The sequence below is a fragment of the Rhodothermales bacterium genome (assembly GCA_017643395.1).
In the GTDB taxonomy this organism is placed as follows: Bacteria; Bacteroidota; Rhodothermia; order Rhodothermales; family UBA10348; genus JABDJZ01.
Genome location: JAEPNP010000006.1, coordinates 27,094 through 53,392, shown reverse-complemented (window position 1 = coordinate 53,392; position 26,299 = coordinate 27,094). Strand labels below are relative to the sequence as shown.

Genomic DNA, 26,299 nt, shown 5'->3' with positions numbered 1-26,299 from the left:
CGGGCCCCGCGATCCGGCATGAAACCCCCGGAGCCTCTATTCTTTCACGCACCATGAGCCCCTCGCTACCAAACCAGAACGATCAAGAGCTCGCTGCCCGCATCGGGCATGAAGGTGGGCTTCCTGCGGCCGGCCAGGACCCGGTGATCGATGCGATCCGGGCGTGGAAGGACAGTGTAGAAGTCCAGGCAGATGAGCGCGCAGGAGCCCGGATGTGGGCCGGCATCGAGCGCGCCACAAGAGCGGGCTCGGACCGTGCGCCGGTTCGGCGATTGACGGTGATGCGCCTTGTCTGGGGTTCCGTAAGCGTGGCCGCCGCCGTGCTGGTCCTGGTTCTGGTGCCTCGCGTGCTCAGTCCCGCCTCGGGGCAGTTGGTAGCCAGCGCCGCTCAGGAGCAGGGCACCTTTGAGACTGCGGATGGCAGCACGGTTGTGCTCCGGCCGCACTCTTCGCTATTCCAGGTCGACGACCAGACGTACAGGCTGGAGGGGGAGGCGTTCTTTGACGTCACCCACAATCCGGACCGCGTATTCGCCGTCGCCACTGAGGCCGGCACGGTGCAGGTCCTCGGAACCCGATTCAACGTGGCCGCCATCGGGGAGCAAACCTCCGTCTATCTGGAGAGTGGACGGGTTCGTTTCGATACGGGGGAGGAAGCACGTGAACTGGTGCCGGGTCAGCAATTGGCCCATCGCTCGGGAACGCCGCTGTCGGACCCTGAGGCGAGCGATGGGCTCGAGGAGACGGACTGGATTCGGGGAGAACTGAGCTTTGACTCCCGGCCCGCAGGCAGCATTGCGTCCGAACTCGCGCGCCACTATCAGATCCGCATCGACTTGCCGGGCACGTTGCGCGGAGAATCGATGTCGGGAACGCTGCTCCTGCAGAGTCAGGCCCAAGCGCTGGAGGATTTCGGCCTGGTTCTCGGCGGACGATTCGTGCCTTCCGGAAACGGCGTACGGTTTATCGAACAATAGCATGAGGATCCGCCGGAGGGCATGGTCGGAACGGGGCCTGCAGGCAATGGTGCTTGTGGGCCTTCTGGCATTCTCGGCGGTCGACTCACGCGGCCAGGTATTCCGCGATGCCGAGGTCCGGGATGTGCTGCGATCCGTGGAGGAGAGCAGTCAGTTCCGCTTTCTCTACCGGGATGCGCTCCTGGCCGGGCGCAAGGTCTCGGTCACTCTCGGTTCGGATCCGGTTGGCGAAGTGGCTGCTGCCCTGACGGCGATCGGGCTCGGCGTACGGGTGGACGCGGACCGGGAGCAGGTCCTGGTGTACCCGCTTTCCGAACCTGCATCGCCTGCTCCCGAGGTACGGCTGGAGGGCTTCGTGCTCGATGATCAGTCGGGAGCCCGACTGCCCCATGCCACGGTCACCTGGCTGGATGACCAGGGCGAACTCCGGGGCGTGGCATGCAATGAAGCAGGATACTTTGAAACCACGCTGCCCTCGGCGTCGGAGGAGCAGCTGACGGTCTCATACCTTGGATTTGAGAGCAGAACGGTCTCCGTATCCATGGGCGATGGGCCCCTGGAGATTTCCATACGCCTCGCCCCGCAACCACTTCAGAGCAGGGAAGTGGTCGTTGCAGGCACCATCCTCCATACGGACCTCGACACCACATGGCAGCACCTGATTCAGCCCGGGGTGATGGCGCCGCTCGGGGAATCGTCCGTATTGCGTTCGCTTTCCACACTTCCTTCCGTATCGCTGTCTGCGGCTCTGTCTGACGGCGTCTCGGTGCGAGGGTCGAAATCGGATGGATTCCAGGTGCTCCTGGACGGCCTGCCGGTGTACAGCCGAAGCCACATGTTCGGGTTGTTCGATGCGTTCAATGAAGACGCACTGCAGGCCGTCGGCTTCTACTACGGGATAGCGCCGGCCTCCTACCAGGCGCCACCGGGGGGCACATTGGCATTCCTGACACGCACCGGCTCGCAGGAACGGGTGGCAGGCACCATCGGCGCATCCAACACCTCGTTCAAGGGTACGCTGGAGGGGCCAGCCCTCGGAGGTCGCGGCAGTTGGCTGGTTTCAGGTCGGCTGTCGTATCTGGATGATCTGGACTGGTTCAACAACGATGTGCTTGTGGCCCAGGGCCTGGACATTGGTCGCGAAACCAGTCTGGAGCCGGCAGGACCGGCACGGGCGCAGGTGCTCAACGGCAGCGCCAATTACCATGATGTACACGCGAAGCTGCTGTTCGAGGGCGCCGACGGCGGGCGACTGACCGCCAGTGGTTATTTGGGGGGAGACCGCGCGAGCCAGGAGGGCGAACGCCGTTTTCGGGGACCCAACCAGGCTGCCGGTCATCTGACCCAGGGGCTGAGCGAGTGGGGCACCATGGTGGGCGGGCTCCAGTACCAGCGCAGTCTGCAGGGACGTGGGTTCCTCTCCGTCATTGCGGGAGCCTCTCGGTATGACGGCGCTTACAGCAATTCCTCGCTGGTGGCGCGAGTCCGACGCAATGACGCTGGGGCAGCCGCTCCGGAAGTCCGCCTGGACCAGTTTGCCAACGACAACCTGTTGGTCCAGATGCGGCTGGCTCCGGAATGGAGTTATGAACGCGCCGGGCTATGGTCGCTGGGCGCAGATCTGAATCTGTTGTCGGCGGAATACGAGGAGTCCACCTCCAGAAGGGCCGACTATCGTCTTGCCGGCAATGCGGGGCAGCTGGATGCCTACGTGGCCTGGGCATCAGCCCGGACCGGCCCTGCTCGTTTCAACCTGGGTCTGCGCTCCCATTACTTCACCTGGGGCGATCACCTTCGGCTCAGTCCGCGAGCGGAAATGCGGGTCGGTGGTGAGGGACCGGTCTCGATGTCGGTGGGCTTCAGTCGCAATCACCAGTTTGTGCACCAGTTGGAGGTGCAGCCGGTGCTCGAGAGTGCTCCCGATGTCTGGATCCTGAGCTCCGATACCGAGTCGCCGGGTCGGGTGGACTACTTCACCGGAGGGATCTACCTGCGGCCTTCGTCACGTGTATTTCTGCAGGCCGAAGGGTTTCTGAAGGAATACCAGAACCTCCGGCTTCATGAGTCTGCCAACCCGGACGGCAACGTGAGCCTGCAGGGTGAGCTCAACAACCCCTACCTGCCCAACGTGGACGGCTCCGCAAAAGGCGTGGAGGTCATGCTGCGGCACCGCACCGGACCGTTGCTCTGGAGTCACGGGTACACCCGCAGCAAGACCGTCTATACCAACCCGCGCGTGCTGGACGGACGTGAGTTTGCAGTGTCCTGGGATCGCCGAAACCAGTACACGGCGTCCGTCGAAACGGGCTGGAGGGGGTTCAGCACGAGCCTTACGTGGTACCTGGCTTCGGGAATCCCCAACCCGCTGCGGTTCGTGAACCAAGCGGAGGCCGAGCGGCTGCCGAGCTTCAGCCGGCTGGACGGCGGCGTGAGCTGGCAGCGGCAATTCGGCTCACGCGCCGTTATGGTCGGCTTTTCGGTCTACAACCTGACCGACCGCAACAATGTGTGGTATCGCACGCTCGTGCCTACTGCGATCTCCGGACCCACGGACAACCTGATGGTGACCGATGTGGAGGGGGTCGACGTATACGACCTGGGCCTGCACCCATCATTCGAGCTCTCCATCCGGTTCTGATCCCATCGCCCTGAACTGCGGGCGTGGCGTATCAGTCCAGTGGCACGATCCTGACGTTCTCGAGGTTGACCTCGCTCACAAGCTCGAGCATGCCGTTTGCATACAGACTGTCGTAGCGCTGGATCTGGTCGATTTCCAGGTCGACTTCTCCCTTGTAGTTGTAGTAATCCGCGATGCGCACGCCGGCGATCTCCCTGATGTTGTAGGCCTTCCGGAACCGAGAGCCTCCGTCGTTCACATGGAAGTAGTACGCCAGGTAGTCCAGTGCCCCGGATTCTGCGTCCATCCAGTAGATGAAGCGGTCGTCGTAGTCGCGGCCACCACCCTCCGGGACAAACGTCACCTCCACCTTGTGGTACTCGCGGCCGTCCAGCTCGACGGTGCCCAACAGCTGCTTGCGTGCCGCCGGGTCATTCAGTGGTAGCGGCAACAGCGCGAAATACACCACCGAGTTCACGCCGGTCTCGGCCGAGTTGTAGGCCGCCGAGTCCAGCTCAACGCGCATTCCGTCCACCTCACGAATCAGCCCATCGTTCGTGAGCAGGTCCCGGATGGCCGCTCCGGTGGTGTCAACGTACCGCCGTTCGTATTCGAAGAGGCCGTCGTTTCGAAGGACGCGGAACTGACGATCCCGGAAATCAAACGACAGTTCTGCCTTGTTGAGCACGGTGCCGTTTTGCCAGGCAATCGATCCATCTACCAGTTGTTGTGGATCGGCGGCGGGTGCCGAACAGCCGGCGAGCAGGAACAGCAGAATCAGGAGGAAACGCATGGGACTGGGTAACGCAATGCGGGGAGGTGTTACGGTACGCTACACGCTGCCGCTTCGCCGGAAGTAGAGTCGCCAGGCTCCGAGCGTCAGGAGCAGGTAGCCCGCCATGATGCCCATCAGCACCAGGTAACCAACCTCCTCGCCGTCAAACACCGTGAGCGGAAGATTGATGACGGCCAAAAGCGGAAAACCAAGCACCAGAGCCACCGCACTGGACAGCACGAGGTCTTGTGCAACCGGAGAGCGGTACTCGGGATCGAGAATGCGGATCAGCGCAAGACCCGAGGCGAGGGTGCCGGTCATCTCACCAAACATGCCGATAAATCGTGCGAACCGGTGGGTGCTGAACACCCAGGAGGCCGCTTTTCGCAGCACGAAGAACGTCGCGAACCCACCGAGCACGGCCATGACCGCAATCGGCACGGCGTACCGGATCACCAGGCCGACCGCGATCGCCATGATTGATGCCGCGATCAGGTAGTCCGCGAAGAGCCCGGTCATGCGGTCCAGCAGTCCTGGATCGGTGACGTGACGCGCACCAAACCGCCCCAGCAGATGCCGGGTCAGCAGCGCGAGCAGGTTCGCGAGGATGAAATGGAAGCTCCATACGATCGGTACCTCGGCGCCTCGGCCGACGGCCTCCAGAAATTCTGCAATGCCGGAGGCTGCCAGCAGGGTCAACGCATAGACGAGCACGATCAACGCAAGATGGAAGCCAAGCGGCTCGATGGCTCCAGGGGAGAACGTCAGCATGCCCGCCGGACTACGCTCCTGCTCCCCACGAACTCCCGTCCTTTCGGACGCCGGCAGATCCTGGGACGAGAACCCAGACCGATTTACCGTCGCCACACCCACCAGATAGGCAATCAGGAATCCCGCGGCCGCGATGGTCAGCCCGACCGAGCCGCCCTCAAGAAATCCGTACGCGCTCCAGGCTTCCCCAAGCGAGTAGGCCACGCCCGGACCCATGGCAAACCCCAGTGTCAACAGCATGCCGGCCGCTGGATTCAGCGTTGGGTCCAGCAGCGTACAGGCGAGCAGCATCACACCGATCCCGACGATCGCCTGCAGGGTCATGCACATGATTTGCATGAATCCGAGATGGATGGCGGCAGGCGAGCGATCGGCTGGACCGCCTTTGAGGCCCACGCAAATGAACGTCAGGGCCAGCAGGTGATATACCCAGATCCCCATGCGCTCCACGGAGATGGGCAGCCAGGCCAGAATCTCCGGTCCGACCAACAGTCCCAGCACTCCCGCGAGCAGAGCGTTCGGAATGAGGTACCGCTGCAGGAAACCGACATGAGCGCGCAGAAGCGTGGCCACCAGCAACGCCAGGCTGAGCACGGTGAAATCGTGCAACACCTCGCCGAACGACATCTCCAGCCTCCAGGCCTCCATCACACGCGCCCCTCCGTCAGAGCGAACAGAGCATCCTCCCACTGCAGGGCACTGCCGTCGTCGCGAAACTCCAGGTTGATGATCTCATCCCGGGTGGTCAACTGCAGCTTGAAGTTCTTCTCCACGCCGGAGAATAGGATTTCTTCATGGGCGATGCGGTCTGTGCCCAGGGCAACGGAATCGGTATGCAACGCTACGCGACGTAGTTGGCGGGACCCCATCGATCGCAGGTCCGGCCCCCGGCTTACGGTGACCAGATTGCGCACGATGGCACCGTCGGGACCAGGCTCAAGCGGCATCGCGCGCACGGTGTCGTACAGATCGCCGGTCAACAGGATGTCCCCGGTGCGCTCATCCCGGATGCGGCTGTCCGGCAGCATCTCCCACTGCACGGAGCCGTCCACGTTGGTGATTCGGTGACCGTCTGTGGTTCTGAGGCCGCCGTGTTCACCAGTCACCGGGTCCCGATACAGGAGTCGGTGGATGCCGTCGGCCGGCCGGAACGCGCGCAGTGGGCGGGTCTCCTCCGGTGCCACGTTCTCGTCGAAATCGATGGGGGCTGCGAGCTGCGCAATCGCGTCCTCCTGGGACAGGCCGTCCAGCGATACCGGGTCCAGTACCCGTACGCGGATTCGGGCAGGCCGGGGCCAGTCGGCCCAGCGTGGCCACGCGATGTAGGATCCCTCGGTGACGACGGGCCGCACGGGATAGCCGGCGCGGGAGAACAGCTTTGCTGTCGACGGTATCCAGCGCGTCGGTCTTCCGGCCCAGCGACGGCCACCTTCCGGGTAGATGAGCACGTTGCGGCCTGCGCGCAGCAATCTCAGAATGCGTGCGATGAGATGGGGCTCCGGCACCCGCTTGCGGGTCGACAACAGACCGATGCCCTTCAGGGCGGCAGCGACAATGCCCTCCTGCATGTACTCGGCGGTCAGGACGCCGGAGGAGCATCGACCGATGGGCAGCGGCCAGTTCACCATGAACGGGTCGTAGTCGTTCGAGTGGTTGCCGTACAGAAAGCACGGCTCCGCCAGCAGCTTTTCGCGGCCCTCGACTACCTCACATCGCCACAGTCCCCGCACCAGTGGCAGCAACGCGGCGCGCAGGCTGACTTCGCTGATAATGTGGGTGGGGGTAAGCGTCACGCGCGACAGGGGGCAGCCGTGCAAGATAGACCCGGATCATGGCAGGGAGGGGGGCGTATGGCGACCGAATCGAAACCACCCCCCTCTTTTCGTGACAAAAGCGGACATCGTCGAGCGCATTGCGGCCGGCACCGGACTGACCAAACTGGAAACGGAGGCCGTCGTGAACGGCTTCATTCATACGGTCAAGGACGCCATGTTGCACAACGAACGGGTCGATCTTCGCGGGTTCGGCTGCTTTCTGGTTCAGGAGCGTGCTCCCCGCTCAGCCCGCAATCCGCGGACGAATCAGCCCATCGCGGTCCCGGCAAGCGCCGTCCCTGTGTTCAAGCCCTCGAAGGAGTTTCGCAAGCAGGTGGACCTGCGCGTGAACAACAGCTGATGAAGCTTTTCTGCAAGGCTTGCGGCGGCGGCCTGAATCCTGAAGACGAACGCTGCTCGCTTTGCGGCACTCCGGCGGGCGTGGACCCGGATGAACTCGAGTATGTCGAGCTGACCGGGGGGATTGCCGACAATCCTTCTCCGGTTCTGATGCCGGGCGAATCCGAAGACTTCGCCGAGACGGAGGGGCAGGACGTTTTCTGCAACGACTGTGGCTGGAAGAATCCCGCGGGGGCAAACTTCTGCTCCCGCTGTGGCAAACCGCTCCAGCAGGTTGGCGCGGCGCCGGCCCGCGTGGTGACCAGGCCTCCGGTGTCGCGCACTGAAGGTTCCGGATCCTCGGTGGAGCAGGGGGTCGGGCTGCGTGTGGGAATCATCGTGGGATCTGCCGTGCTGATGGTGCTTGCGGCGTTCCTGCTGTATGCCATGTCTGCCGACCCGCCGATCGCTTCCGGACCGCAGCCTGCGGTACCATTGACGGCCGACGCCTTCGCGGATGTGGCGCCCGGTATTGCCCAGGCAGCTGAAGCGCTCCAGGACTCGGTGGAGGCATCCACTGGCGAAGAACGCGTCGGCTTCCTGCGTCGCACCGTGGAATTGTACATCGGGGCAGGCAGGTACGACCTCGCCGGAGAATATCAGCGTCAGGTGGCTGCGGAAACGGACCAGGAACTGGACTGGGCGTTTGCCGGCAACCTCTTCTATGATTCGATGGAGCGTGCAGTGGAACAGTCGGACTTGCGCGCCACACTCGCCAAGGCCGCCGTTGCGGCCTACCAGGAGGTCCTGAGGCTCAACCCCGACAACCTGGATGTACGCACGGACATGGCGGTCGCCTATCTGTCAGATCCGGACAATCCCATGGCGGCGATTCAGGAGACCCAGGAGGTGTTGCGACGTGATTCGCTGCACGTGCAGGCCAATTTCAACCGGGGCATTATGCTGTTTCAGATCAATCGCATGGAGCAGGCCCGGGATCAATTCCTGAAGGTCCAGCGCATTGTCGGAAATCCGGAGGACGCTCTCTGGCAGCGCGCGCAGAGCGCGATTGATCAGATTGAGGCGGCCATGAGCGGGCAGGGGACGTAGGCCCGGCTCTGCGGCCGGGCACGCCGCCCTGACCAGGCATCACCGCCTGCCCCCTGTTACCCTCGGCGTCTTGGGCGCGGCATTGGGTGTACGAACCCCAAACCTGATCCGACATGAGCGCCATGAGGACCCCGTTTGTGCATCTTTTGACCGCCGTTGTCCTGGCCGTTGCCGCTGCCGGCTGCATCATCGTTGTTGAAGAAGACGACGACTACTACTCCGAACTGCACGGGTCCAGCTGGTATCTGGAGATCATCTGGATACACGGCCACTCGCATCGCGTACAGCAGCAGGACTATGCGCTGAGCTTTGCCTCCGAGAACGAGTTGACCGGTACCGCAGGCTGTGCATCATTTACCGCGGGATATGACCTGGCCGACCAGGAGATTCGCATCAACCGCTTCAGGACCAGCACCTTCGGGTGCCAGGATGACGACCTCCGCAGCCTGTTTCTGGAACACCTGCCGGAGGTGAGCGATCTGGAGGTGGACGGCGTGCAACTTGAAATGACGACGGAGGCGGGCAACCGCTTGGTGTTCGGCCGGTGAGCCTCCCGTATCATGCCGGCACACCCCCTGACCGGACATGATATCTTTCAGCAAGGAGGACCTGGACCGCATCCAACAGGCGGTTCATGCGGCCGAAGGAAGTACCTCGGGAGAGATCGTTCCGTTCGTGGCCGCACGCAGCGATGCCTATCCCGACGTGCTGCTGCGTACCGCCATGATCGGCGCGCTACTGGGCGTCGGCATCGTGCTCGTTGCCGGTCAGCTTGCTGACGGGTGGGAAGGAGCCTGGACCGCCAGTCCGGTTTCGGTGGCCGCGGCCGGTTTGCTGTTCGGCGGCCTGGCCTGGCTCAGCGCCTACGCCATCCCGGGGCTTCGACGCCAGTTGGCGGGAGAACAGCGCATGGCCGTCGCCGTGCATCGGCGGGCACGTGAGGCGTTTCTGGACGAAGAGGTCTTCGACACGCGCGACCGCACGGGCATTCTGCTGTTTGTATCCCTCTTCGAGCGTCGCATTGAGGTGATGGGGGATGCCGGGATCAACGCCCGCGTCTCTCCGGACGATTGGGGCGACGTCATTGATACCATCCGGCAGGGCATCGTGCGCGGGGAGGCCGCTCAGGGCATCGTGGACGGAATTCGACTGTGCGGCGATCTGCTGACGAGGCAGGGCGTGGAGATCAAGCCGGACGACACGAACGAGTTGCCCGACGGGCTGCGCATCGACCCAGACTGAGAGGCCTACAGGAAGCCGAGCTCGAGCTTGGCTTCTTCGGACATCATGTCCGGGTGATAGGGGGGATCGAAGGTCAGTTCCACCTCGGCATCGGTGACTTCATCCATCGTGCGCACCCGCTGTTCCACCTGACCGGGAAGGAATCCGGCGGCCGGGCAATTCGGCGCCGTGAGGGTCATCCGGATGTTCACCGTGCGGTCCGGGTTGATCCGGATGGCATAGATGAGGCCCAGGTCGTAGACATTGACCGGGATTTCCGGGTCGTAGACCGTCTTGATCATCTCGACGATGTTCGTCTCCAGCTCCTCGTCAGACAGGTCTGAACCGGCCGTGGGTGTCTCTGAGGCGGCTGCAGTGGCCTCCTCCGTGGAGACATCGGATACAGGAGGCACCTCCTCGGCGACAGCTTCGGTGCTCTGCTCCACGTCTTCTCCGGGCTTGATCTCCTCGCTCATCGTGCCGCCTCCGCGTACGCCTTCATCCGTTTTATCATCGCATCCAGCCCGTTCTTGCGAGTGGGTGACAGATGCTCTTTCATGCCGATGCGGTCCAGAAATTCCATGCTGGCATCAGCTACGTCTGCCGGTGGCTGCTCGTCCAACACCCGAAGGAGCAGTGCCACAAGGCCCTTGGTGATGAGCGCATCGCTGTCCGCCTGGTAGTGGATGGTCCCGCGATCCGTGCGTTCTGCCGCAAGCCATACCTGACTCTGGCAGCCACGCACCCGATGTCCTTCCGTGCGATAGGCTTCGTCCAGGGCCGGCAGCCCCTTGCCCAGCTCGATCAGATGCTCGTAGCGGCCCATCCAGTCGTCAAAGAGCTCAAACTCCTCGACCACCTCGTCAGCACGCTCGTCGATGGTGCCGATGGCCGTCACGACAGGAATGCACGGGCTTTTTCGACAGATGCCAGGAGGCGCTCGACTTCATCGAGGGTATTGTAGAGCGCAAAGCTTGCCCGCAAGGTGCCCGGAACGCCGTAATGGTCCATCAGCGGCTGGGTACAATGATGGCCGCTCCGGACGGCAACGCCGTATCGGTCCATCACGGTGGCGACATCGTACGGGTGCAGTCCTTCCAGCAGGAAGGAGACCACCGCCGTCTTGCGGGCGGCCGTGCCTATCAGGCGCACTCCACCGAGGTCCTCAAGGCCTGCCATTGTGGCCGTGACCAACTGGTCCTCGTGCTCCTGGATCTCGTCGATGTCGAACTGCCGCAGGTATTCAATGGCGGCGCCCATGCCGATTACGCCGGCAATGTTGGGCGTGCCCGCCTCAAATTTGTGTGGGACCTCGTTGTACGTGGTCTGCTCGAAGGACACCGCCGAGATCATGTCTCCGCCACCCTGGTAGGGGGGCAACCGGTCCAGCCACTCGGCTTTTCCGTACAGGACCCCGGTCCCGGTCGGACCAAACACCTTGTGCGCGGACATGCAGTAGAAGTCGGCGTCCAGGGCGCGCACATCGACAGGGCCGTGCGCCACCGCCTGCGCCCCGTCCACAAGCACCACGGCGCCCATGCTGTGGGCGTCGGAGATGATCTGCTCCACCGGATTGATGGTACCAAGGCTGTTGGAGACGTGCACCACGGCGACGACGGCCGTTCGTGGGGTCAAGAGCGCCTGAAACGCCCCCATGTCCATTTGCCCCCGGTCATCCACCGGTACCACCTTGATCACTGCGCCCGTGGCCTCCGCGGCCAGTTGCCAGGGCACAATGTTGGAGTGGTGCTCCATGCCGGTCAGCAGAATCTCATCGCCCCGGCGCAGGTGACCACGGGCCATGGAACCGGCTACCACATTCACCGAGTCGGTCGTGCCCTTGGTGAAGACGATCTCGTTCGGGCTTGCGGCCCCGAGGAACCGCTGCATGACGCCGCGGACCGATTCGTAGGCGTCGGTGGCTTCCTGCGATAGCGTGTGCACCCCACGGTGCACGTTCGCATTTTCGCTGCGGTAGTACGCATCCAGCCGATCCAGCACGGTAAGCGGCTTCTGCGTGGTCGCTGCGTTGTCCAGATACACGAGCGGGTGCCCGTGAATGCGCCGGGACAGCACCGGGAAGTCCGCGCGCACCTCGGCCACGTCAAACGATCTGGTCGCTATGCGGGGCGGTGCCGGCTGCATGGGCGCGTTCAGTTTCTGGAGAGTCGGGTGCGAACCAGCTGGTCGATGTGCTCCCTGACAGGGTCCAGTGCGATGCGATCCAGCACATCGGACGCGAACGCCTCGAGGAGAATCAACCTGGCCTGCTCCGGACGGATACCCCTGGTGCGCAGGTAAAACATGGCGTCCTGATCCAGCTCGCCGGTCGTGGCGCCGTGGGAGCACTTGACGTCGTCGGCGTAGATCTCCAGCTCGGGCTTCGAGTAGGTGCGAGCCGACTCGTCCAGCAGAACACTCTTGTTCGACTGGTACGCGTTCGTCTTCTGCGCGTCCTGCCGGACCAGAACCTTGCCGTTGAATACACCAACGGAATTCGAGGCCAGAATGCCCTTGAACAGCTCGTTCGAGTAACACTCGGGCTTCGCGTGGTCAACCAGCGTGTGGTTATCGACGTGAGCCCCGTTCTGTGCGAGATAGAAGCCCGACAGGTGCGTTTCGCAGTATTCCCCGTCAGGCAGGAAATACGCCTGATTGCGTACAAGGCCCTCGGACAGCGTGATGACGTTGGTGGAGAAATTGGACTTCTCCTCCTGGTAGCTGCGCAGGCTGTTTACGTGCACGGTCTCTGCCGGCTCGTCAATGAGGCGCACGTGATCGATGAGCGCGTCCGTTGCCGTGAAGTACTCGGACACGGCGTTGATCAGGACCCGCTCCGAGCCCAGACCCCGACACACCTCAACCAGGCGGGCCTGGCTGCCGCGCTCGAACACGCCCAACACACGAGGCTGTACCAGGGACGGCTTGGCTCCGGATATAACCTGAAGAATCACCAGCGGCCGCTCCATGACCACGCCCTTGGCCAGGTGCACAAAGAGACCGTCCTGCACGAAGGCGGAATTGAGCTCGGTGAAGGCATCCCGGCTGGCGGTGCCTGACTGGTCCAGGTGCTCCAGCACAACCGGGTCAGACGCACTTTCTCCAAGGTCGAGCACGCGAACGCCACGGGGCAGACCGTCCAGGTCGCTCAGGTCGGCGCGAAAGCGGCCGTCCACCAGCACGGCACGAAACCCGTCCAGCCCGGAGATATCCAGGGCACGGACCGCATCGGCCGTCACCGCGTCGGCGGAACTGCCTGCGCCGACTTCGAGCGGCGGCAGCGACTCCAGCACCTTGCGAATGGGTGTGTACTTCCAGGCCTCGCTGCGCGCAGCCGGAATACCCTGGGTGCGGAACCGTTCGATGGCCTTCGAGCGACCGTCCTGCAGGCGGCCGTTCATGGTCACGCCGGAACGCTCTTCCCAGACCTCAACGAGGCGGGCTTCTATGGATGTGTTGTCAGCCATCAGGCGGGCACTGCTTCGTCTTTGATCCAGTCGTAGCCCTGCTCTTCGAGCTTGAGCGCCAACTCGCGGCCCCCGGACTTGACGATCTTTCCGTCCATGAGCACATGTACATAGTCCGGTACGATGTACTCCAGAAGACGCTGGTAGTGGGTAATGACCACGAACGAGCGATTCTGATTGCGAAGACGGTTCACGCCGTCTGCCACAATGCGGAGCGCGTCGATATCGAGGCCTGAATCGGTCTCGTCCAGCACGGCGAGCTTGGGCTCAAGCATGGCAAGCTGGAAAATCTCGTTCCGCTTCTTTTCGCCGCCGGAGAAACCTTCGTTGACTGCGCGTTGCTTCAGGCTGGGATCCAGATTCACCAGGGCAGCCTTCTCCTTCATCAGCTTCAGGAAGTCGACCGCACTCAACTCGTCTTCACCGCGGTGCTCACGAACGGAGTTGACCGCGTGGCGAAGGAAAGTCGACATGTTGACGCCCGGAAGTTCAACCGGGTACTGGAAGGCCAGAAACACCCCTTCGCGGGCGCGTTCATCCGGGTCCATGTCCAGCAGGTCCTCGCCGTCGAAGTCCACCGAACCTTCGGTGACTTCGTAGCCGTCACGGCCGGCCAGTACGGAGGCCAGCGTGCTTTTTCCGGAGCCATTGGGCCCCATGATGGCGTGCACTTCGCCGGATCCGACGTTCAGGTCGATTCCTTTGAGGATCTCCGTGCCGTCCTCTTCAATCTCGGCGTGAAGATTCTTGATGTCGAGCATATCAGGGAGTCGTTATCAGTCGTTGTGGGTGGCCGGTCCTAGCCGACGCTTCCTTCCAGTTCGATGGCGAGCAGCTTCTGCGCCTCCACGGCAAACTCCATCGGGAGTTTGGCCAGGATCTCCTTGCAGAAACCGTTGACGATCAGTTTGATCGCGTCCTGCTCGGAAATGCCGCGCTGGTTGCAGTAGAAAATCTGGTCTTCCCCCACCTTCGAGGTGGTCGCTTCGTGCTCCACTTTCGCTCCCGGATGGGCGATCTCCAGGTAGGGGAACGTGTGTGCGCCGCAGCGATCTCCGAGCAGCATGGAATCGCACTGCGAAAAGTTGCGTGCGCCAGCCGCCTTCGGGGCGATCTTGACCAGACCGCGATAGCTGTTCTGGCTGAACCCGGCGGAGATGCCCTTCGAAATGATCGTGCTGGACGTGTTCTTGCCCAGGTGGATCATCTTCGTGCCGGTGTCAGCCTGCTGGCGACCCTTGGTGAACGCCACCGAGTAGAACTCGCCAACCGAGCGATCACCCTTCAGGATGACACTCGGATACTTCCAGGTGATGGCGCTGCCGGTTTCCAGCTGGGTCCAGGAGATCTTGGAGTCGTCTCCCTCGCAGATGCCGCGCTTGGTGACAAAGTTGAAGACGCCGCCCTTGCCCTCCGCGTCTCCGGGATACCAGTTCTGCACGGTTGAGTACTTGACCTCAGCGCCCTTCTTGGCCACGATCTCCACAACCGCCGCGTGCAGCTGATTCTCGTCACGGCGCGGAGCCGTGCAGCCCTCCAGGTAGGAGACGTAGGAATCGTCCTCGGCCACAATCAGCGTGCGCTCGAACTGGCCGGTACCCGCCTCATTGATGCGGAAGTAGGTGGACAGCTCCATGGGGCAGCGTACCCCCTTGGGGATGTACGCAAAGGAACCGTCGGTGAACACGGCGGAGTTCAGGGCCGCGAAAAGGTTGTCCGTGTGAGGGACCACCGAACCCATGTATTTCTTGACCAGGTCCGGATGCTTTTCGACCGCCTCGCTGAATGAGCAGAACACCACGCCCTGCTTGGCCAACTCGTCCTTGAATGTGGTCGCGACCGAAACCGAGTCCATGACCACATCGACCGCCACACCCGCGAGCATTTTCTGCTCCTGGATCGGAATGCCAAGACGCTCGAACGTTTCCAGCAGCTTGGGATCGACTTCGTCGAGGCTCTCGTACTTCGGCTTGCTGTTGGGAGCCGAGTAGTAGCTGATGTCCTGGAAGTCCACTTCCGGGAAGTCCAGGTGAGCCCAGCGCGGCATGCCCTTCTCGGCCAGCAGCTTCTCAAAGTACCGGAAGGCGCGCAGACGCCAGTCAAGCAGCCACTGCGGCTCCTCCTTCTTGGAAGAAATTAGCCGGATGACGTCCTCCGAAAGTCCTTTCGGTACAGTATCCGACTCGATCTCCGTGACGAAGCCCCACTCGTAGTCACTGTCAGCGACTTCGTGGAGGTACTCTGTGCCCGTCGTGCTCATGCGCGGTGGGGTGGTGTTTAGACTGAATCTAAAGAAGGATAGTGCCACGTTTGCACCTGTCGCTTGTTCCAACAAGTGATAGGCGCAAGCCCTTGCAGAGGCCGCCTTTACGGCAGGTTCACAGAGGTCCGCGGCGGAAACTCTCGGGGCGGGAGAATGGTTGATTACCGTCCCAGAAGGCAACCCAAGAACGGGAAGATTGCATGACGATCGAAATCAGTGATCGAGCAGCGGACCAGATCCGTCGAACAGCGGCTGCTGAGTCCGTCGACCTGCAGCAGGTCATGCTGCGCGTTGCGGTTGTGCCTGGTGGTTGCTCCGGCCTCAGTTACGAGCTTGGCTGGGACACCACGGTGCAGGACTCAGACCACGTCTCTCACGGGGAAGGACTGCGCGTGGTGGTAGACCGCAAGAGCGCGCTGTACCTCGAGGGCACCATGCTCGATTTCACCGACGGCCTGGACGGCCAGGGCTTTCATTTCAACAACCCGCAGGCCTCGCGCACATGCGCCTGCGGCGAGTCGTTCGGGCTCTAGGACGTCCTACTCGGTCCGGCTCCAGCGCACCCGGTCGCCGGCCACAAGTCCCCAGGTGTCGATAAATCCTGCGGGCACCTCGAGCACCCAGATCACGGGTCCGGTGCTGGCGATGGTCTCAAGGCTGAGAGGGGGAGCGTATTTGACCGTGTTCACGATCACCGAGTCCTCTCCGATAAAGAAGAAGTCCAGTGACATGGGCGTATTCGCCATGTAGAAGCCCTGCATGCCCGGTTCGTCGAACACGAACAGCATGCCGGAGCGGTCGGGGAGAGAGGTGCGCTCCATGAGCCCACGGTTGCGTGACGAGTCGGTATCCGCGATCTCGATGTCGAGCGTGACAACGTCCTCGTCACCCCGCATCAGGGTCAGTTCGCCGTCCTTGCGGAACGGGATTTCAGCTTCCGTGGCGGGTTCAGGAGCAGATTCGGGCGCAGATTCTGGCGATGCGCAGGCTGCCAGAATCAGCGCCAGGAGCAGGATGCGGGTCATTCGGAGCGTCTCCATCGGATCAGGGTTCCGGGTTCGATGCCGTATCGGTCTGTAAAGCCGGCCCGCACCTCCAGAACGTGACGAACCGGCCCGTCCGAGTTGATGCGGGCCTCGGAATAGGGGGTGGCCCTCTTGGCGATGTTGACGATACGGTCGTCCTCGCCCACAAAAATGATATCCAGACTCAGCGGCGTGTTGCGCATCCAGAAGCTGCGCTCGCCCGTCTCGTCGTAGTAGAACAGCATGCCGCCCCGGTCAGGCATGCTGCGGCGATCCATCATGCCACGGGCCTGCGCCGAATCGCTGACGGCGATCTCGATGGCGATGCGCGTGATGACCGTGGAGTCGGGCCGGAGGAAGTCCAGGACCCCATCGCCCCGGAACTCAATGTCCTGTGGAATGCTCTCGGTCTGCTCGTTGGCGCAGGCCGCGAGGCCCAGCAGCATCAGGAGAGCGCAAGCCGCCGCACCACGGAATCGCACACCGTGCGTCCCTGAGGGGTCAGGCGAAGTCGCCGTCCTGATACCGGTTCGATGTGTCCGGCCTCTTCCAGCCATGCGATGTTTTCCAGGTTCTCGTCGAGCAGATCAACGCCGTAGCGCTGCTCGAGCAGTTCCAGATCAATGCCCTCGCGTGTGCGCAGGGCAAGCATGATGTATTCATCCGCCAGGTCATCCAGGAGGAGGTCCTCACGGTAGTCGAGCGGCAGTTGGCCGCCGTCGACGAAAGCTTCGTACGCGCGCAGGTTTCGGATGTTGGCCCAGCGTCGTGCCGGCAGACCCTTCCACCAGAACGAGTGGGCCGATGGACCGAACCCCAGATAGTTGGCGTGTCGCCAGTAGCTCGCGTTGTGCTGCGAGCGGAACCCCGGGCGGGCGAAGCTCGAGATCTCGTAGTGCTCCATGCCGCGGGACTCCAGGTACTCCATCGTAAACAGGTACTGGTCGGACGTGTCCTCATCCTCACGCGGCTGTACGATCCCGCGGCGCACCTGGTTGGCCAGTACCGTGCCCTCTTCCACGGTGAGAGAGTAGGTAGAGATATGCGGTACCTCCATCGTAACCGCGCGCTCAAGGTTGGCGGCCCAGTACTCTTCAGGCTGATCCGGCACGCCGAAAATGAGGTCGATGGAGAAGTTCTCGAAGCCCGCCTCCCGAACCGTGTCCACCACCTGCCGGGCCTGGAGCTCCGAATGGCTGCGGTTCATGAACGTCAGATCGGCCTCGAAAAAACTCTGGATGCCGATGCTCAACCTGTTGATGCCCAATGCCTTGAGCTGACGCAGGTAGGTCAGGCCTGCGTCGTCCGGGTTCATTTCGAACGTCACTTCCCGCACAGCGGACGTGTCGAAGGCGTCATTCAGTGCGCGCAGAATGGCCTCCACATCCTGGGCGTTCAGCCGACTCGGCGTGCCCCCTCCGAAGTAGATCGTTTCGATGGGCTCGCGGCTGGCGTACTCGCCGCCATAGTGGGCGATCTCCGCCGTGACGGCCCGCACGAACGGCGCATGCGATCGCGCCGTCGTCACGAAGTAGAAGTCGCAGTACGTGCAGCGCCGCTCACAGAACGGCACGTGGATGTAGATCCCGGCCAAGGTCTTGGTTCGATGGGCCGACGTCGGCTCGGCCCGGCGCGCTAGAAAATGACGCCGATGCGGAACGGGATATTGAAGGAGATCTCGTTCTCTCCCACGATCATCGCCGGGTTGATCTCATAGAAGAGAATCGTATCCCGGAGGCCCTGCACGTAGCCCATCCCGAAATGCAGGGTAGGGCCATTCTCGGCATTGGACCCGCTATTGACGGGGATGGCCGCGCCGATGCCTCCCAGTATGTACGGCGTCCGGTTGCCGGAGTCGTTGAGGGTCACGATCACCGATGCCTGCGGATCCAGCAGGTAGGTGGCCTCGTCCCGGCCTTCGAGCACGAATCCGGTCATGCCTGCTCCAAGCGCCATCGACAGATCTGCATTCACGGCCCATGACGCCCGACCGCGCAAGCCCACGCCCAAACCCTCGGTAGAACTGAGCGTCGTCTGAAACCCGAGGCCCAGTGCCGGAGGGGTCGCCTGTGCGGATGCAGTGCCGACGGGCAGCGTCGCGAGCAGGATCAGGCCTAGTAGGTGGCGCATCCGGGGCATGGTTGGTCGAAATTTGGTTTGAAGGCGGGAGGGGGGTTCGTAGCTTGCGCGCCGCTTGCCGGGAGGTGCATCCCGGTCGTGTTTCAGGTCCGCAGAGGCGGTTTTTGGCCCGTTTAGGCCTATCCGCGGCGGAAGATAGTAAGCGTGGTGGATTAACTGATGCGATTCTGCGTCTGTATCAAGCAAGTCCCGGACATTTCGGCGGCGGTTCAAACTGGTCGAATGGTGCTCAATGCCTACGACGCCTCTGCCGTCGAGGAAGCGCTGGTCCTCAAGGAGAAGCATGGCGGGTCCGTGGACCTCGTGCTCATCGGCCCTGAGGGTGCCCGGGAAACCATTCGAAAGGCACTGGCGATGGGCGCCGATGCGGCCCATCACATTGTGCGCGACGACGCGTCCGATCTGGACTCGAACGCGGTCTCGGAGATCCTGGCCGAGTTTTTCTCAGGTCAGTCGTTCGATGTCGTGGCGACCGGCAAACAGTCGCAGGACACCGACGCCGGTTTGGCCGGCAGCATGCTAGCCGAGCGACTCGGGATGCCATACGCCAGCAACGCGGTCGGGCTGGATATCGACGGCGACAAGCTGGTCGTGACGCGCCAGGGCGATGCGGGACAGGAGGTGCTCGAAGTCAGCACGCCCTGCCTTGTCACCTGCTCGAATGACATGAACAACCCGCGTATCCCGAGTCTGAAGGGCATCATGGCCGCCAAGCGTAAGCCCGTCGAGCAATCGGAGTCGGGCGCAGGTGCTGTCCTGACGACCGTGTCCGGTCTCGAGCCCGTGCCTGCGCGGGAGCCTGGCCAGACGCTCGAGGGTGAGCCCTCCGAGCTGGCGTCGGACGTGGTGAACCGTCTCGTGAACGAAGCCAAGGTGGAACTGTGAGTCGGATTCTCGTCTACGTGGCCGCCGACGGCGGACGTCTCAAGCGTTCGTCGCTTGAAGTGCTCAGTCATGCCCGCTCCCAGGCCCACTCCCGTGGCTGGACGGTCGATGCGCTGCTTGCCTCTCCGTCTGCGTCTTCGCTGGCCGGAGAGCTTGCCGCCTTCGGTCCGGATCGCGTGCTGACCATCGAGCATGAGGCCCTGGGGACGCACAGCACGCAGGCGTTGCTCGCGGCGCTCTCGACGGCCGTACAGGCGTGCGACCCCGCCGTAGTGGCGCTTGCTTCCACCGAGGCCGTCAAGGACGTGCTGGGCGCACTTGCCGTGCGCTCCGGTTCGGCGGCGATCCCGGACGTGGCGTCGTTTGAACTCACGGACGATGGGGTCGAGGCCCTCCGGCCGGTCATGGCGGCCAAGCATCTGGCCCGGACCAGCGCAAGCGGCCAGCGAGTCCTGGTCTCCGTGCGCTCGGGCTCCTACGATGCGGTGCCGGAAGCCGGATCACCCGCCGTGGAAGCCGTGCCGTTCGACTACGACGCGTCCAATCCGGCCGTGGTGCTGCGTGAACTGCTGACATCGGGTGGCGACGCCGTGGACCTGAACGAGGCACGTGTGGTGGTGGCCGCGGGGCGAGGCGTCAAGGATGACGAAGGCAAGGCCCTGGTCCAGGAACTGGCGGACCTGTTTGGGGGCGCCGTCGGCGCATCGCGGGCCGTTGTGGAGAACGGGCTGTTTCCGGCCACCGCGCAGATCGGACAGACCGGCAAGGTGGTCTCGCCGGAGCTCTACTTCGCCGTCGGCATCAGCGGTGCCATTCAGCACGTGGCGGGCATGGCCAACAGCAAGGTGATCGTGGCCATCAACAAGGATGCAGATGCCCCGATATTCCAGTATGCTACGTATGGCCTGGTCGGCGACCTGTACAAGATCATGCCTCCCCTCATTCAGGAACTGAAGGCGGCCCAGGCCGCCGGCTGATGGAAGAACCCTTTGACTGCATCGTCGTCGGTGGTGGCATTGCCGGCCTGAGCGCCGCGATGGTCCTGGCCCGGGCGGGACGCCGGTTTCTGCTGATCGAGCGCGGCGAGTTCTGCGGGTCCAAAAACGTTTCCGGCGGGGTGCTCTGGGGTACCGATCTCGAGCGACTGGTGCCCGGGTACTGGGAGGAAGAAGCCGGTTGGGAGCGGTTCGTGAACCACCGCCGGCTGTCCTTCATGGATCCGGGGTCGTGCTTCTCGGTGGACTTCAAGAGCAACCACTTCGACACGCCGCCCTACCAGGGCGTGATGGTGCTCCGGGCGCGGTTCGACGCCTGGCTGGCAGAGAAAGTCGAAGAGGTGATTGAAGCCGGTCCGGCCGCCGAGGAGAGCTTCCTCGCCACAAATATTCTTGTTGAGGAGCTCATCCAGGACGACAGCGGCAAGGTCGTAGGCATTCGGGCCGGGGAAGAGCAGTTTTTTGCGCATTCGGTGATTCTGGCCGAGGGCGTCAACAACCTCTTGACCCGCCAGATCGGCCTGGAGGAGAAGTACGTGCCGGCCGATCACGTGGCCGTCGGCGTGAAAGAGGTCATCCGGTTTGACCGCAAGGTGCTGGAGGACCGTTTCCAGCTGCGGGGTCGCAGCGGCATGACCAACGAATTCGTGGGCGCGTGCTCGGAGGGCGTGGACGGCGGCGGATTCCTGTATACGAATGAGGAGTCCGTGTCGATCGGTCTCGTGCTCGGCATGGCCGACCTGCGAGACAAGGGCCTGAAGCCTTACGACATCCTGAACACGTTCAAGGCACATCCAACTGTGGCGGACATGCTGCAGGGGGGCGAGCCGGTTGAGTACTCCGCTCACGTCGTGTCCACCGGTGATATCCGGGGCATGCCCAGGGAGATCTACGCCGACGGTGTGATGGTGGTCGGAGAGGCTGCACACCTGCTTCTAAACGCTGGAAAGGCCATTCAGGGCATGGACTACGCCATGCGCAGCGGCATGCTGGCGGCGGAGACCGCCATTGCGGCCGCCGATACGGGCGATGCGTCCAGTGCCGTGCTGAAACAGTATCGCGATGCCCTGGAGGCCAGTTACGTCATGCAGGACATGCGTAGTTTCCAGGACGCCGTGCACCTGCTGCACAGCGAAACCATGGGACAAAAAGTGCCGAAGGTCGTGTGTGACTTCGGCCGCCAGTTCTTTACGGTCGGCAACGCGCCCACACCAAAGGCCGGCAAGATGATGCGAACCGCGGTGAAGCGGCACGCGTCGTACTGGGAGCTCGTCAAACTCGGAGCCAAAGCAGCCCGCGCGCTATGAAAGCACTTTCGATATCGGAACGGCTCGGCATGGTCGCCTATCGCAACCAGGGTCGAACAGAGGCCAAGCCGCATATCGTGGTGGACACAGCCATCTGCAACAGCGGCTGTCTCCACAAGTGCACCACGTATGTGTGCCCGGCCAACTGCTACACCCTGGATGAGATGGGGCAGGTGCACTTTCAGTTCGAGGACTGTATAGAGTGCGGCACGTGCCTGTATGCCTGTGACCAAGGCGCGGTAGAGTGGAGTTTCCCCGATCCGGAGATCGGGCGCGGCGTCAACTGGAATCTGGGCTAGGTTGGCAAGGGTGATGCACGCGTCTCAGACGCCATTCCGATGCTATTCCCGATAGGCGACGACAATCGGGGCCTGCACCGCACCGCCTACGTCACGATTACCCTGCTCGTGGGGAATCTGGTGGTGTACTTCTTCCTGCAAGGCAGCGCCGCGTTCACGTACGGGTTCGCGGCCGTTCCGCTGGAGCTGACCACGGGTGTTGATCTGGTCTCTCCGGAGACCCTGCGCGTGCAGGGTCAGTCCATCGAGATTCCGCACGCGCCCGGTCCCACGCCGATCTGGCTGACCGCCATCACGGCCATGTTCATGCATGGCGGTCTCGGCCACCTGGCCGGCAATATGCTGTACCTGTGGATCTTCGGCGACAACGTCGAAAACCGGTTCGGCCACAGGGCCTTTTTGGCCTTCTATTTGGTCTCCGGCCTCGCCGCAACCGCTGCGCAGGTGGCACTGAAGCCATCGTCCGTGATTCCTACGCTTGGGGCGTCAGGGGCGATAGCGGGCGTGCTGGGGGCCTACCTCGTGTTGTTTCCGCGCAACAAGGTGCACTTCCTGTTCTTCCTGTGGGTGATTTCGGTGCCCGCGTTGGTGGCGATCGGATTCTGGATCGTGACCCAGTTTGTCTCGGGCTGGGGCAGCATCACCGCGGCCACCGAGCAGGCAGGTGGCGTGGCGTACGCGGCGCACATCGGCGGATTCGTCGCCGGCGTGGTGCTTGCGACGATCATGCGGGTCTTCATCAAGAAAGAGCGCCAGAACGTGTTCGAGGTGACCGTGCACAAGCGAGGGGATCGCATGTGGTAGCGGTGCCGCGGGTGGGCGATCCACCTCGGGCACTGGGCACAACCATGACCCCGCGCGCCCCAACCGGCGCGGCGATCCACCGCGGGCCCTGGGCGCAACCGCAGACCCGGGGCGCGACCGCGGGCCCTGGGAGCAACCGCAGGCCCGGGGCGCAACCGCGGGCCCGGGGCGCAACCGGTCCAACGCGCCCCAACCGGCCCGGCGCGTAACCTATAGCCGCCAGTCGGCTCCGCGCGTCATCCGGGCGGCCAAGGACATCGCCCCGACAAGCCCGGCTCCAAACAGCAGGCCTTCGATGGAGGCCAGCGCAATCTGCGTAGCCGGCCCGAAGTCCAGCTCGCCGAATAGCGCCCCGATGCGCTCCAGCTCCAGCTGGGAGTCGACGAAGGACTGGGCAAGGATGTGCAGGCTGCCACCAAGCAGCGCGCCGCCGGTCAGCGGGATAATCGCACCCGCCAGGGCACCACCCACAGCGGCGCCCGTTGCCACCCGCCACCGGGCAGCGTACGGGCCGGCCAGCCCACCGACCAGTGCGCCGATGCCGATGCCGACACCGAGCATGGCGCCTTCCGGTCCTCCCGTGATGCCGGCGGGCGCACGGCCGACGAGCAGGTTGAAAGCGTCCACACCAAGAAGCTTGGCCAAGGCACCGACGACAAGTCCCCCGAACGCGGCCCCACCGATGCGGTATAGCGTGCGGAGGCCAGGGGAGAAGTGCGCCAGGATGCCGCCTGACGCAAGTCCCGCGCTGACGCCGAAGCCGCCGGTCAGTCCGATCAATCCGCTCAGGCTGACCAGTACCAGTAGCGTCGAAATCGTGCCGACGCCGCCCTCCGGGGAGGCCAGCCCGAATCCGTAAAGGATGCCGCCCAGCACCCCGGCGAATCCGCCGCCCAGGGTGCCAGACCAGAGTTCGGTCACGGCAGGCTTCCAGGGCAGGGTGGTAGAGGCTTGTGCAGGCGGGGCGGTTGGCGCCGGCACGACCACATCGCTCGTGACCTGGCCGACGAACCGGTAGCCGTGTCGGGGCACGGTTTGGATCCAGGTGGGGTTGGAGGCGTCGTCGTCGAGCTCCTTGCGGATTTCCTTGATGGCCTGCGCCAGCGCCGAGTCGCTCACGACGACGTCATGCCATACCTCATCAAAGAAGCGGTCCTTCTCGACGAGTTGATCGGCCTCGCGCACGAGGAGGGTGAGTGCGTCCAGATAGCGGGCGTTGAGTTCAATGCGGTCGTTGCCCCGCCACAACTGCCGGTCCGCGACGTCAAGCACAAACGGCCCGAATCGGTACCGGACCTCGTCCGCGCTCACGGTCTGCTCATCAGTGCTCATAGTTTCCTCAGGCGCCGCTCATGGCGCTCATAGGGGTTATACGGAGATTATGCGCTCCTCACGACACGCAGTGGTCACGCTGGACCCGTGACCTGAGCACTGACATGGACATACTACTGCAATTTCTGATACTTGGCGCCTTCATCGCAGGCGTCGTCGCCCTTTACAAGTTTCTTGTTTCCCGGGCCGGGGGCAACCCCTGGTACGTCTGGGGGGTGCGCGTCACCCTGATCGGCGCGTTCCTGCTGTTCTGGGTGAACGGGGCTGTCGGCATCATCGGCCACGCGGACAACGACGCCAACATGCTCTACGGGGTGGTCTTCGTAGTCGGGGCGTTGATTGCGGGCATCACCCGGTTTCGGGCGATGGGCATGGTAGCGGCCCTCGGCGGAATGGCCGTGGCCCAGGCGCTTGTGCCTGCGATTGCCGTTGCCGCCCAGGTGGATCTGACCACGCACTGGTCTGCCGACATGGTGTGGCTGACTGCGTTCTGGTGCGCGATTTGGGCCGGGGGGGCTTTGCTGTTTCGGCGAGCTGGGGCGTTGGAGCTTCGGGCAGACGTCTGACGCGACTAGCGTGGGCCGGGGGGGCTGGCAGGTGCGTTGGGGGCGGTGTGCGCCGGCCCTCGCAGAAAATCGCGGCAGACGTCCGCCCGAAGGCGGTGAGGGCCGGCTGCGGGCGAAACCTCTCGGCGCCCGTGCACAATTAGCCCGGAAGGTTGAACCGAGGCCTGATTCTCAACCTCTGGCCCCCGGGGACGGCCCGAAAGGTTCAATCGGGGCTCCCAATGCAACCTTTGGCCCCCGGTGACGGCCCAAAAAGTTCAATCGGAGCCCCAATGCAACCTTTGGCCCCCAAGAACGGCCCGAAAGGTTCAATCGGGGCTCCCAATGCAACCTTTGGCCCCCAAGAACGGCCCGAAAGGTTCAATCGGGGCTGCCTATGCAACCTTTGGCCCCCGGGGACGGCCCAAAAGGTTCAATCGGAGCCCCCGATTCGCCTCTGGTCCCCAAGAACGGCCCGAAAGCTTGCAGGGCGAATCGCGCTCAGCACGGCTTCGTGCAATTTGGTCGAGTCGGTCGAACCGGACGTCGTGGCCCCTACGCGCAAACACGACCGAGTCGACCCACGCCTCCTTAAGATGATGCCTGTGCGCCGCGTCAGCGCAGGCGTTCCAGGCCGATTCTATCGCCCAAAGCCACACGCCAGCAAAGGGCAACCCTGCGAACCGTCGAACTCGCCCGGTTTCTCCATGCCCCCGGCCCGCGGACAGTCGGCGCCGCCCACCGCCGCTCACGCCGGAGTGCCGCACGTCACGTCCCCGCCGCCGCCCGGGCGTGCCGCCGTTCACGTCCCCGCCGCCGGCCGGGAGTGCCGCCGTCGTCCGCCGTCCGGGCGCCGCCGTCACGTCCCAGCCCGCCGCCCGGGCGTGCCCCCGGAGGCCTCAATCATGGAATCCGCACCCCATTTTCGACCTCAGCCTGCACGCCAACCGACCCGAACGTGGAAACGCACCCCCGAATTCGACTTCCAGCGCCCAAGAAATCGCCGAGACATGGAATCCACCCCCCAAAGTCCACAAACGCCCCGCCAGGCCCGGCGACGCCCACGCCAAGGCGAGCGCAGCGAAGCCGCCCCCCGGCGAAGCCGCGCACCCCAGCAACCCCGAGGCGAGCGAAGCGACGCCGACCCTCAGCCTCTCACCGCCGAGCCGCGCACTTCACACAACTCCGAGCCTCCGGCATGATCTCCAACCGCCCCGCCAAAATCTCCCCGCCACAAACGACGCAAGTACCGTAAGTCCCGTCGTCCAACGCCTTCAGCGCCTTCTCCACGTTCTTCAACCGCCCCTCCAGCCGCCGCCGCCCAGCCTGCCCAATCTGCTGAGCCTGCAAAGCCTCCATACGGGTCAACCGACCAATCGCATCATCAGGAACGATCGAGGAATCAGCAGCAACCTCCCCGCCCAACCGAGCGAGCAAAGCGAAGCGAAGCCCCTCCAGCGCCTGCCGAAACCGATCAGGATCCACCAGGACCCCCAAGAATCCCCGGCCTGAACAGGCGTGAACCGTGTTCGGGCGGACGTCTGCCGCGATTTTCTGCCGGGGCCGGCACACAACGATTCCAACGCGCCTGCAAGGCCTCCCGGCCCAAGGCGA

General features: G+C 63.5%; 28 protein-coding genes. 13 read left to right on the top strand and 15 right to left on the bottom strand.

The genetic code is table 11. From position 1 onward, the window contains the following. Positions 1-53: 53 nt before the first annotated feature. Positions 54-977 (top strand): FecR domain-containing protein, encoded by a 924-nt coding sequence (locus JJ896_16495; GenBank protein ID MBO6781257.1) that lies wholly within the window; start codon positions 54-56, stop codon positions 975-977. A gap of 1 nt (position 978) precedes the next feature. After that, entirely contained in the window at positions 979-3,615 is a 2,637-nt protein-coding gene (locus JJ896_16490; protein MBO6781256.1) for a TonB-dependent receptor, read from the top strand. A gap of 31 nt (positions 3,616-3,646) precedes the next feature. On the opposite strand, the gene JJ896_16485 is transcribed toward JJ896_16490, so the two are convergent. From JJ896_16485 to JJ896_16475, 3 genes are read right to left on the bottom strand one after another with little or no spacing between them, the layout of a single operon-like run. Beyond that, positions 3,647-4,387, bottom strand: coding sequence for a hypothetical protein (locus tag JJ896_16485; GenBank protein MBO6781255.1), 741 nt, complete (start codon positions 4,385-4,387; stop codon positions 3,647-3,649). 39 nt (positions 4,388-4,426) lie between these two features. After that, positions 4,427-5,788, bottom strand: coding sequence for a hypothetical protein (locus JJ896_16480; protein ID MBO6781254.1), 1,362 nt, complete (start codon positions 5,786-5,788; stop codon positions 4,427-4,429). Beyond that, the gene (locus JJ896_16475) at positions 5,788-6,933 is read right to left on the bottom strand and encodes a 1-acyl-sn-glycerol-3-phosphate acyltransferase (GenBank protein MBO6781253.1); all 1,146 of its coding nucleotides are present in this window, start codon (positions 6,931-6,933) and stop codon (positions 5,788-5,790) included. Before JJ896_16475 ends, JJ896_16480 begins: the two co-directional genes overlap by 1 nt. A gap of 91 nt (positions 6,934-7,024) precedes the next feature. On the opposite strand from JJ896_16475, the gene JJ896_16470 reads away from it, so the two are divergent. The 4 genes from JJ896_16470 (at position 7,025) to JJ896_16455 (ending at position 9,645) form a co-directional block, all read left to right on the top strand. Then, positions 7,025-7,315 (top strand): integration host factor subunit beta, encoded by a 291-nt coding sequence (locus tag JJ896_16470; protein ID MBO6781252.1) that lies wholly within the window; start codon positions 7,025-7,027, stop codon positions 7,313-7,315. Then, on the top strand, positions 7,315-8,403 hold the full coding sequence (locus JJ896_16465; protein ID MBO6781251.1) for a zinc-ribbon domain-containing protein: 1,089 nt from the start codon (positions 7,315-7,317) through the stop codon (positions 8,401-8,403). Before JJ896_16470 ends, JJ896_16465 begins: the two co-directional genes overlap by 1 nt. Positions 8,404-8,516: 113 nt before the next feature. After that, positions 8,517-8,951 (top strand): META domain-containing protein, encoded by a 435-nt coding sequence (locus JJ896_16460; protein ID MBO6781250.1) that lies wholly within the window; start codon positions 8,517-8,519, stop codon positions 8,949-8,951. Between the two features lie 37 nt (positions 8,952-8,988). Further along, a complete protein-coding gene (locus JJ896_16455) occupies positions 8,989-9,645 on the top strand; it encodes a hypothetical protein (GenBank protein MBO6781249.1) in 657 nt (218 codons plus the stop codon). Between the two features lie 5 nt (positions 9,646-9,650). On the opposite strand, the gene JJ896_16450 is transcribed toward JJ896_16455, so the two are convergent. The 6 genes from JJ896_16450 to sufB form a co-directional block, all read right to left on the bottom strand. Beyond that, complete coding sequence (locus tag JJ896_16450; protein ID MBO6781248.1) at positions 9,651-10,100, bottom strand: DUF59 domain-containing protein; 450 nt, start codon at positions 10,098-10,100, stop codon at positions 9,651-9,653. Further along, positions 10,097-10,450, bottom strand: a complete 354-nt coding sequence (locus tag JJ896_16445; GenBank protein ID MBO6781247.1) for a SufE family protein — start codon at positions 10,448-10,450, stop codon at positions 10,097-10,099. The genes JJ896_16450 and JJ896_16445 overlap by 4 nt, the downstream gene beginning before the upstream one ends. 68 nt (positions 10,451-10,518) lie before the next feature. Then, complete coding sequence (locus tag JJ896_16440) at positions 10,519-11,769, bottom strand: cysteine desulfurase (protein ID MBO6781246.1); 1,251 nt, start codon at positions 11,767-11,769, stop codon at positions 10,519-10,521. 8 nt (positions 11,770-11,777) lie between these two features. After that, positions 11,778-13,091 carry a Fe-S cluster assembly protein SufD gene (gene sufD, locus JJ896_16435; protein MBO6781245.1) on the bottom strand — a complete coding sequence of 438 codons (1,314 nt, stop codon included), beginning with the start codon at positions 13,089-13,091 and terminating at the stop codon, positions 11,778-11,780. Continuing rightward, a complete protein-coding gene (gene sufC / locus JJ896_16430) occupies positions 13,091-13,852 on the bottom strand; it encodes a Fe-S cluster assembly ATPase SufC (GenBank protein ID MBO6781244.1) in 762 nt (253 codons plus the stop codon). The genes sufD and sufC overlap by 1 nt, the downstream gene beginning before the upstream one ends. Positions 13,853-13,890: 38 nt before the next feature. After that, complete coding sequence (gene sufB / locus JJ896_16425) at positions 13,891-15,351, bottom strand: Fe-S cluster assembly protein SufB (GenBank protein ID MBO6781243.1); 1,461 nt, start codon at positions 15,349-15,351, stop codon at positions 13,891-13,893. Between the two features lie 203 nt (positions 15,352-15,554). On the opposite strand from sufB, the gene JJ896_16420 reads away from it, so the two are divergent. Further along, a complete protein-coding gene (locus tag JJ896_16420) occupies positions 15,555-15,887 on the top strand; it encodes an iron-sulfur cluster assembly accessory protein (GenBank protein MBO6781242.1) in 333 nt (110 codons plus the stop codon). Between the two features lie 6 nt (positions 15,888-15,893). Here the strand turns inward: JJ896_16420 and JJ896_16415 are convergent, their stop codons facing one another. From JJ896_16415 to JJ896_16400, 4 genes are read right to left on the bottom strand one after another with little or no spacing between them, the layout of a single operon-like run. Beyond that, complete coding sequence (locus JJ896_16415; GenBank protein ID MBO6781241.1) at positions 15,894-16,394, bottom strand: DUF192 domain-containing protein; 501 nt, start codon at positions 16,392-16,394, stop codon at positions 15,894-15,896. Continuing rightward, entirely contained in the window at positions 16,376-16,825 is a 450-nt protein-coding gene (locus tag JJ896_16410; GenBank protein MBO6781240.1) for a DUF192 domain-containing protein, read from the bottom strand. Before JJ896_16410 ends, JJ896_16415 begins: the two co-directional genes overlap by 19 nt. Next, positions 16,825-17,973 carry a radical SAM family heme chaperone HemW gene (gene hemW, locus JJ896_16405; protein ID MBO6781239.1) on the bottom strand — a complete coding sequence of 383 codons (1,149 nt, stop codon included), beginning with the start codon at positions 17,971-17,973 and terminating at the stop codon, positions 16,825-16,827. The genes JJ896_16410 and hemW overlap by 1 nt, the downstream gene beginning before the upstream one ends. Positions 17,974-18,014: 41 nt before the next feature. Beyond that, a complete protein-coding gene (locus JJ896_16400; GenBank protein MBO6781238.1) occupies positions 18,015-18,509 on the bottom strand; it encodes a hypothetical protein in 495 nt (164 codons plus the stop codon). Positions 18,510-18,740: 231 nt separating this feature from the next. On the opposite strand from JJ896_16400, the gene JJ896_16395 reads away from it, so the two are divergent. Genes JJ896_16395 through JJ896_16375 form a run of 5 tightly spaced genes read left to right on the top strand, consistent with a single transcriptional unit; the run spans position 18,741 to position 22,808 of the window. Continuing rightward, positions 18,741-19,403: an electron transfer flavoprotein subunit beta/FixA family protein gene (locus JJ896_16395; GenBank protein MBO6781237.1), complete on the top strand. Its 663-nt coding sequence runs from the start codon at positions 18,741-18,743 to the stop codon at positions 19,401-19,403. Beyond that, positions 19,400-20,380, top strand: coding sequence for an electron transfer flavoprotein subunit alpha/FixB family protein (locus JJ896_16390; protein MBO6781236.1), 981 nt, complete (start codon positions 19,400-19,402; stop codon positions 20,378-20,380). Before JJ896_16395 ends, JJ896_16390 begins: the two co-directional genes overlap by 4 nt. After that, on the top strand, positions 20,380-21,705 hold the full coding sequence (locus JJ896_16385; protein MBO6781235.1) for an FAD-dependent oxidoreductase: 1,326 nt from the start codon (positions 20,380-20,382) through the stop codon (positions 21,703-21,705). The genes JJ896_16390 and JJ896_16385 overlap by 1 nt, the downstream gene beginning before the upstream one ends. Next, positions 21,702-22,004, top strand: coding sequence for a hypothetical protein (locus tag JJ896_16380; protein MBO6781234.1), 303 nt, complete (start codon positions 21,702-21,704; stop codon positions 22,002-22,004). The genes JJ896_16385 and JJ896_16380 overlap by 4 nt, the downstream gene beginning before the upstream one ends. Positions 22,005-22,043: 39 nt before the next feature. Beyond that, positions 22,044-22,808 carry a rhomboid family intramembrane serine protease gene (locus JJ896_16375; protein MBO6781233.1) on the top strand — a complete coding sequence of 255 codons (765 nt, stop codon included), beginning with the start codon at positions 22,044-22,046 and terminating at the stop codon, positions 22,806-22,808. Between the two features lie 210 nt (positions 22,809-23,018). Here the strand turns inward: JJ896_16375 and JJ896_16370 are convergent, their stop codons facing one another. Beyond that, positions 23,019-24,140, bottom strand: a complete 1,122-nt coding sequence (locus JJ896_16370) for a winged helix-turn-helix domain-containing protein (protein ID MBO6781232.1) — start codon at positions 24,138-24,140, stop codon at positions 23,019-23,021. A gap of 104 nt (positions 24,141-24,244) precedes the next feature. Here JJ896_16370 and JJ896_16365 point away from each other — a divergent pair, with 104 nt between their 5' ends. Beyond that, entirely contained in the window at positions 24,245-24,706 is a 462-nt protein-coding gene (locus JJ896_16365; GenBank protein ID MBO6781231.1) for a hypothetical protein, read from the top strand. Between the two features lie 1,134 nt (positions 24,707-25,840). Here JJ896_16365 and JJ896_16360 read toward each other — a convergent pair. Then, positions 25,841-26,170 (bottom strand): TraR/DksA C4-type zinc finger protein, encoded by a 330-nt coding sequence (locus JJ896_16360; GenBank protein MBO6781230.1) that lies wholly within the window; start codon positions 26,168-26,170, stop codon positions 25,841-25,843. Between the last annotated feature and the right edge of the window lie 129 nt (positions 26,171-26,299).

Bases quoted from the DNA above. Each gene is read 5' to 3' on its own strand.
- JJ896_16415 (MBO6781241.1), bottom strand. From the start codon at position 16,394: ATGGAGACGCTCCGAATGACCCGCATCCTGCTCCTGGCGCTGATTCTG.
- JJ896_16450 (MBO6781248.1), bottom strand. From the start codon at position 10,100: ATGAGCGAGGAGATCAAGCCCGGAGAAGACGTGGAGCAGAGCACCGAA.
- JJ896_16375 (MBO6781233.1), top strand. From the start codon at position 22,044: ATGCTATTCCCGATAGGCGACGACAATCGGGGCCTGCACCGCACCGCC.
- JJ896_16440 (MBO6781246.1), bottom strand. From the start codon at position 11,769: ATGCAGCCGGCACCGCCCCGCATAGCGACCAGATCGTTTGACGTGGCC.
- JJ896_16495 (MBO6781257.1), top strand. From the start codon at position 54: ATGAGCCCCTCGCTACCAAACCAGAACGATCAAGAGCTCGCTGCCCGC.
- JJ896_16400 (MBO6781238.1), bottom strand. From the start codon at position 18,509: ATGCGCCACCTACTAGGCCTGATCCTGCTCGCGACGCTGCCCGTCGGC.
- JJ896_16370 (MBO6781232.1), bottom strand. From the start codon at position 24,140: ATGAGCACTGATGAGCAGACCGTGAGCGCGGACGAGGTCCGGTACCGA.
- JJ896_16485 (MBO6781255.1), bottom strand. From the start codon at position 4,387: ATGCGTTTCCTCCTGATTCTGCTGTTCCTGCTCGCCGGCTGTTCGGCA.
- JJ896_16420 (MBO6781242.1), top strand. From the start codon at position 15,555: ATGACGATCGAAATCAGTGATCGAGCAGCGGACCAGATCCGTCGAACA.
- JJ896_16380 (MBO6781234.1), top strand. From the start codon at position 21,702: ATGAAAGCACTTTCGATATCGGAACGGCTCGGCATGGTCGCCTATCGC.
- sufD (MBO6781245.1), bottom strand. From the start codon at position 13,091: ATGGCTGACAACACATCCATAGAAGCCCGCCTCGTTGAGGTCTGGGAA.
- JJ896_16460 (MBO6781250.1), top strand. From the start codon at position 8,517: ATGAGCGCCATGAGGACCCCGTTTGTGCATCTTTTGACCGCCGTTGTC.
- JJ896_16385 (MBO6781235.1), top strand. From the start codon at position 20,380: ATGGAAGAACCCTTTGACTGCATCGTCGTCGGTGGTGGCATTGCCGGC.
- JJ896_16465 (MBO6781251.1), top strand. From the start codon at position 7,315: ATGAAGCTTTTCTGCAAGGCTTGCGGCGGCGGCCTGAATCCTGAAGAC.
- JJ896_16365 (MBO6781231.1), top strand. From the start codon at position 24,245: ATGGACATACTACTGCAATTTCTGATACTTGGCGCCTTCATCGCAGGC.
- JJ896_16410 (MBO6781240.1), bottom strand. From the start codon at position 16,825: ATGCTGCTGGGCCTCGCGGCCTGCGCCAACGAGCAGACCGAGAGCATT.
- JJ896_16395 (MBO6781237.1), top strand. From the start codon at position 18,741: ATGGTGCTCAATGCCTACGACGCCTCTGCCGTCGAGGAAGCGCTGGTC.
- JJ896_16445 (MBO6781247.1), bottom strand. From the start codon at position 10,450: ATGGGCCGCTACGAGCATCTGATCGAGCTGGGCAAGGGGCTGCCGGCC.
- JJ896_16490 (MBO6781256.1), top strand. From the start codon at position 979: ATGAGGATCCGCCGGAGGGCATGGTCGGAACGGGGCCTGCAGGCAATG.
- JJ896_16480 (MBO6781254.1), bottom strand. From the start codon at position 5,788: ATGGAGGCCTGGAGGCTGGAGATGTCGTTCGGCGAGGTGTTGCACGAT.
- JJ896_16455 (MBO6781249.1), top strand. From the start codon at position 8,989: ATGATATCTTTCAGCAAGGAGGACCTGGACCGCATCCAACAGGCGGTT.
- sufC (MBO6781244.1), bottom strand. From the start codon at position 13,852: ATGCTCGACATCAAGAATCTTCACGCCGAGATTGAAGAGGACGGCACG.
- sufB (MBO6781243.1), bottom strand. From the start codon at position 15,351: ATGAGCACGACGGGCACAGAGTACCTCCACGAAGTCGCTGACAGTGAC.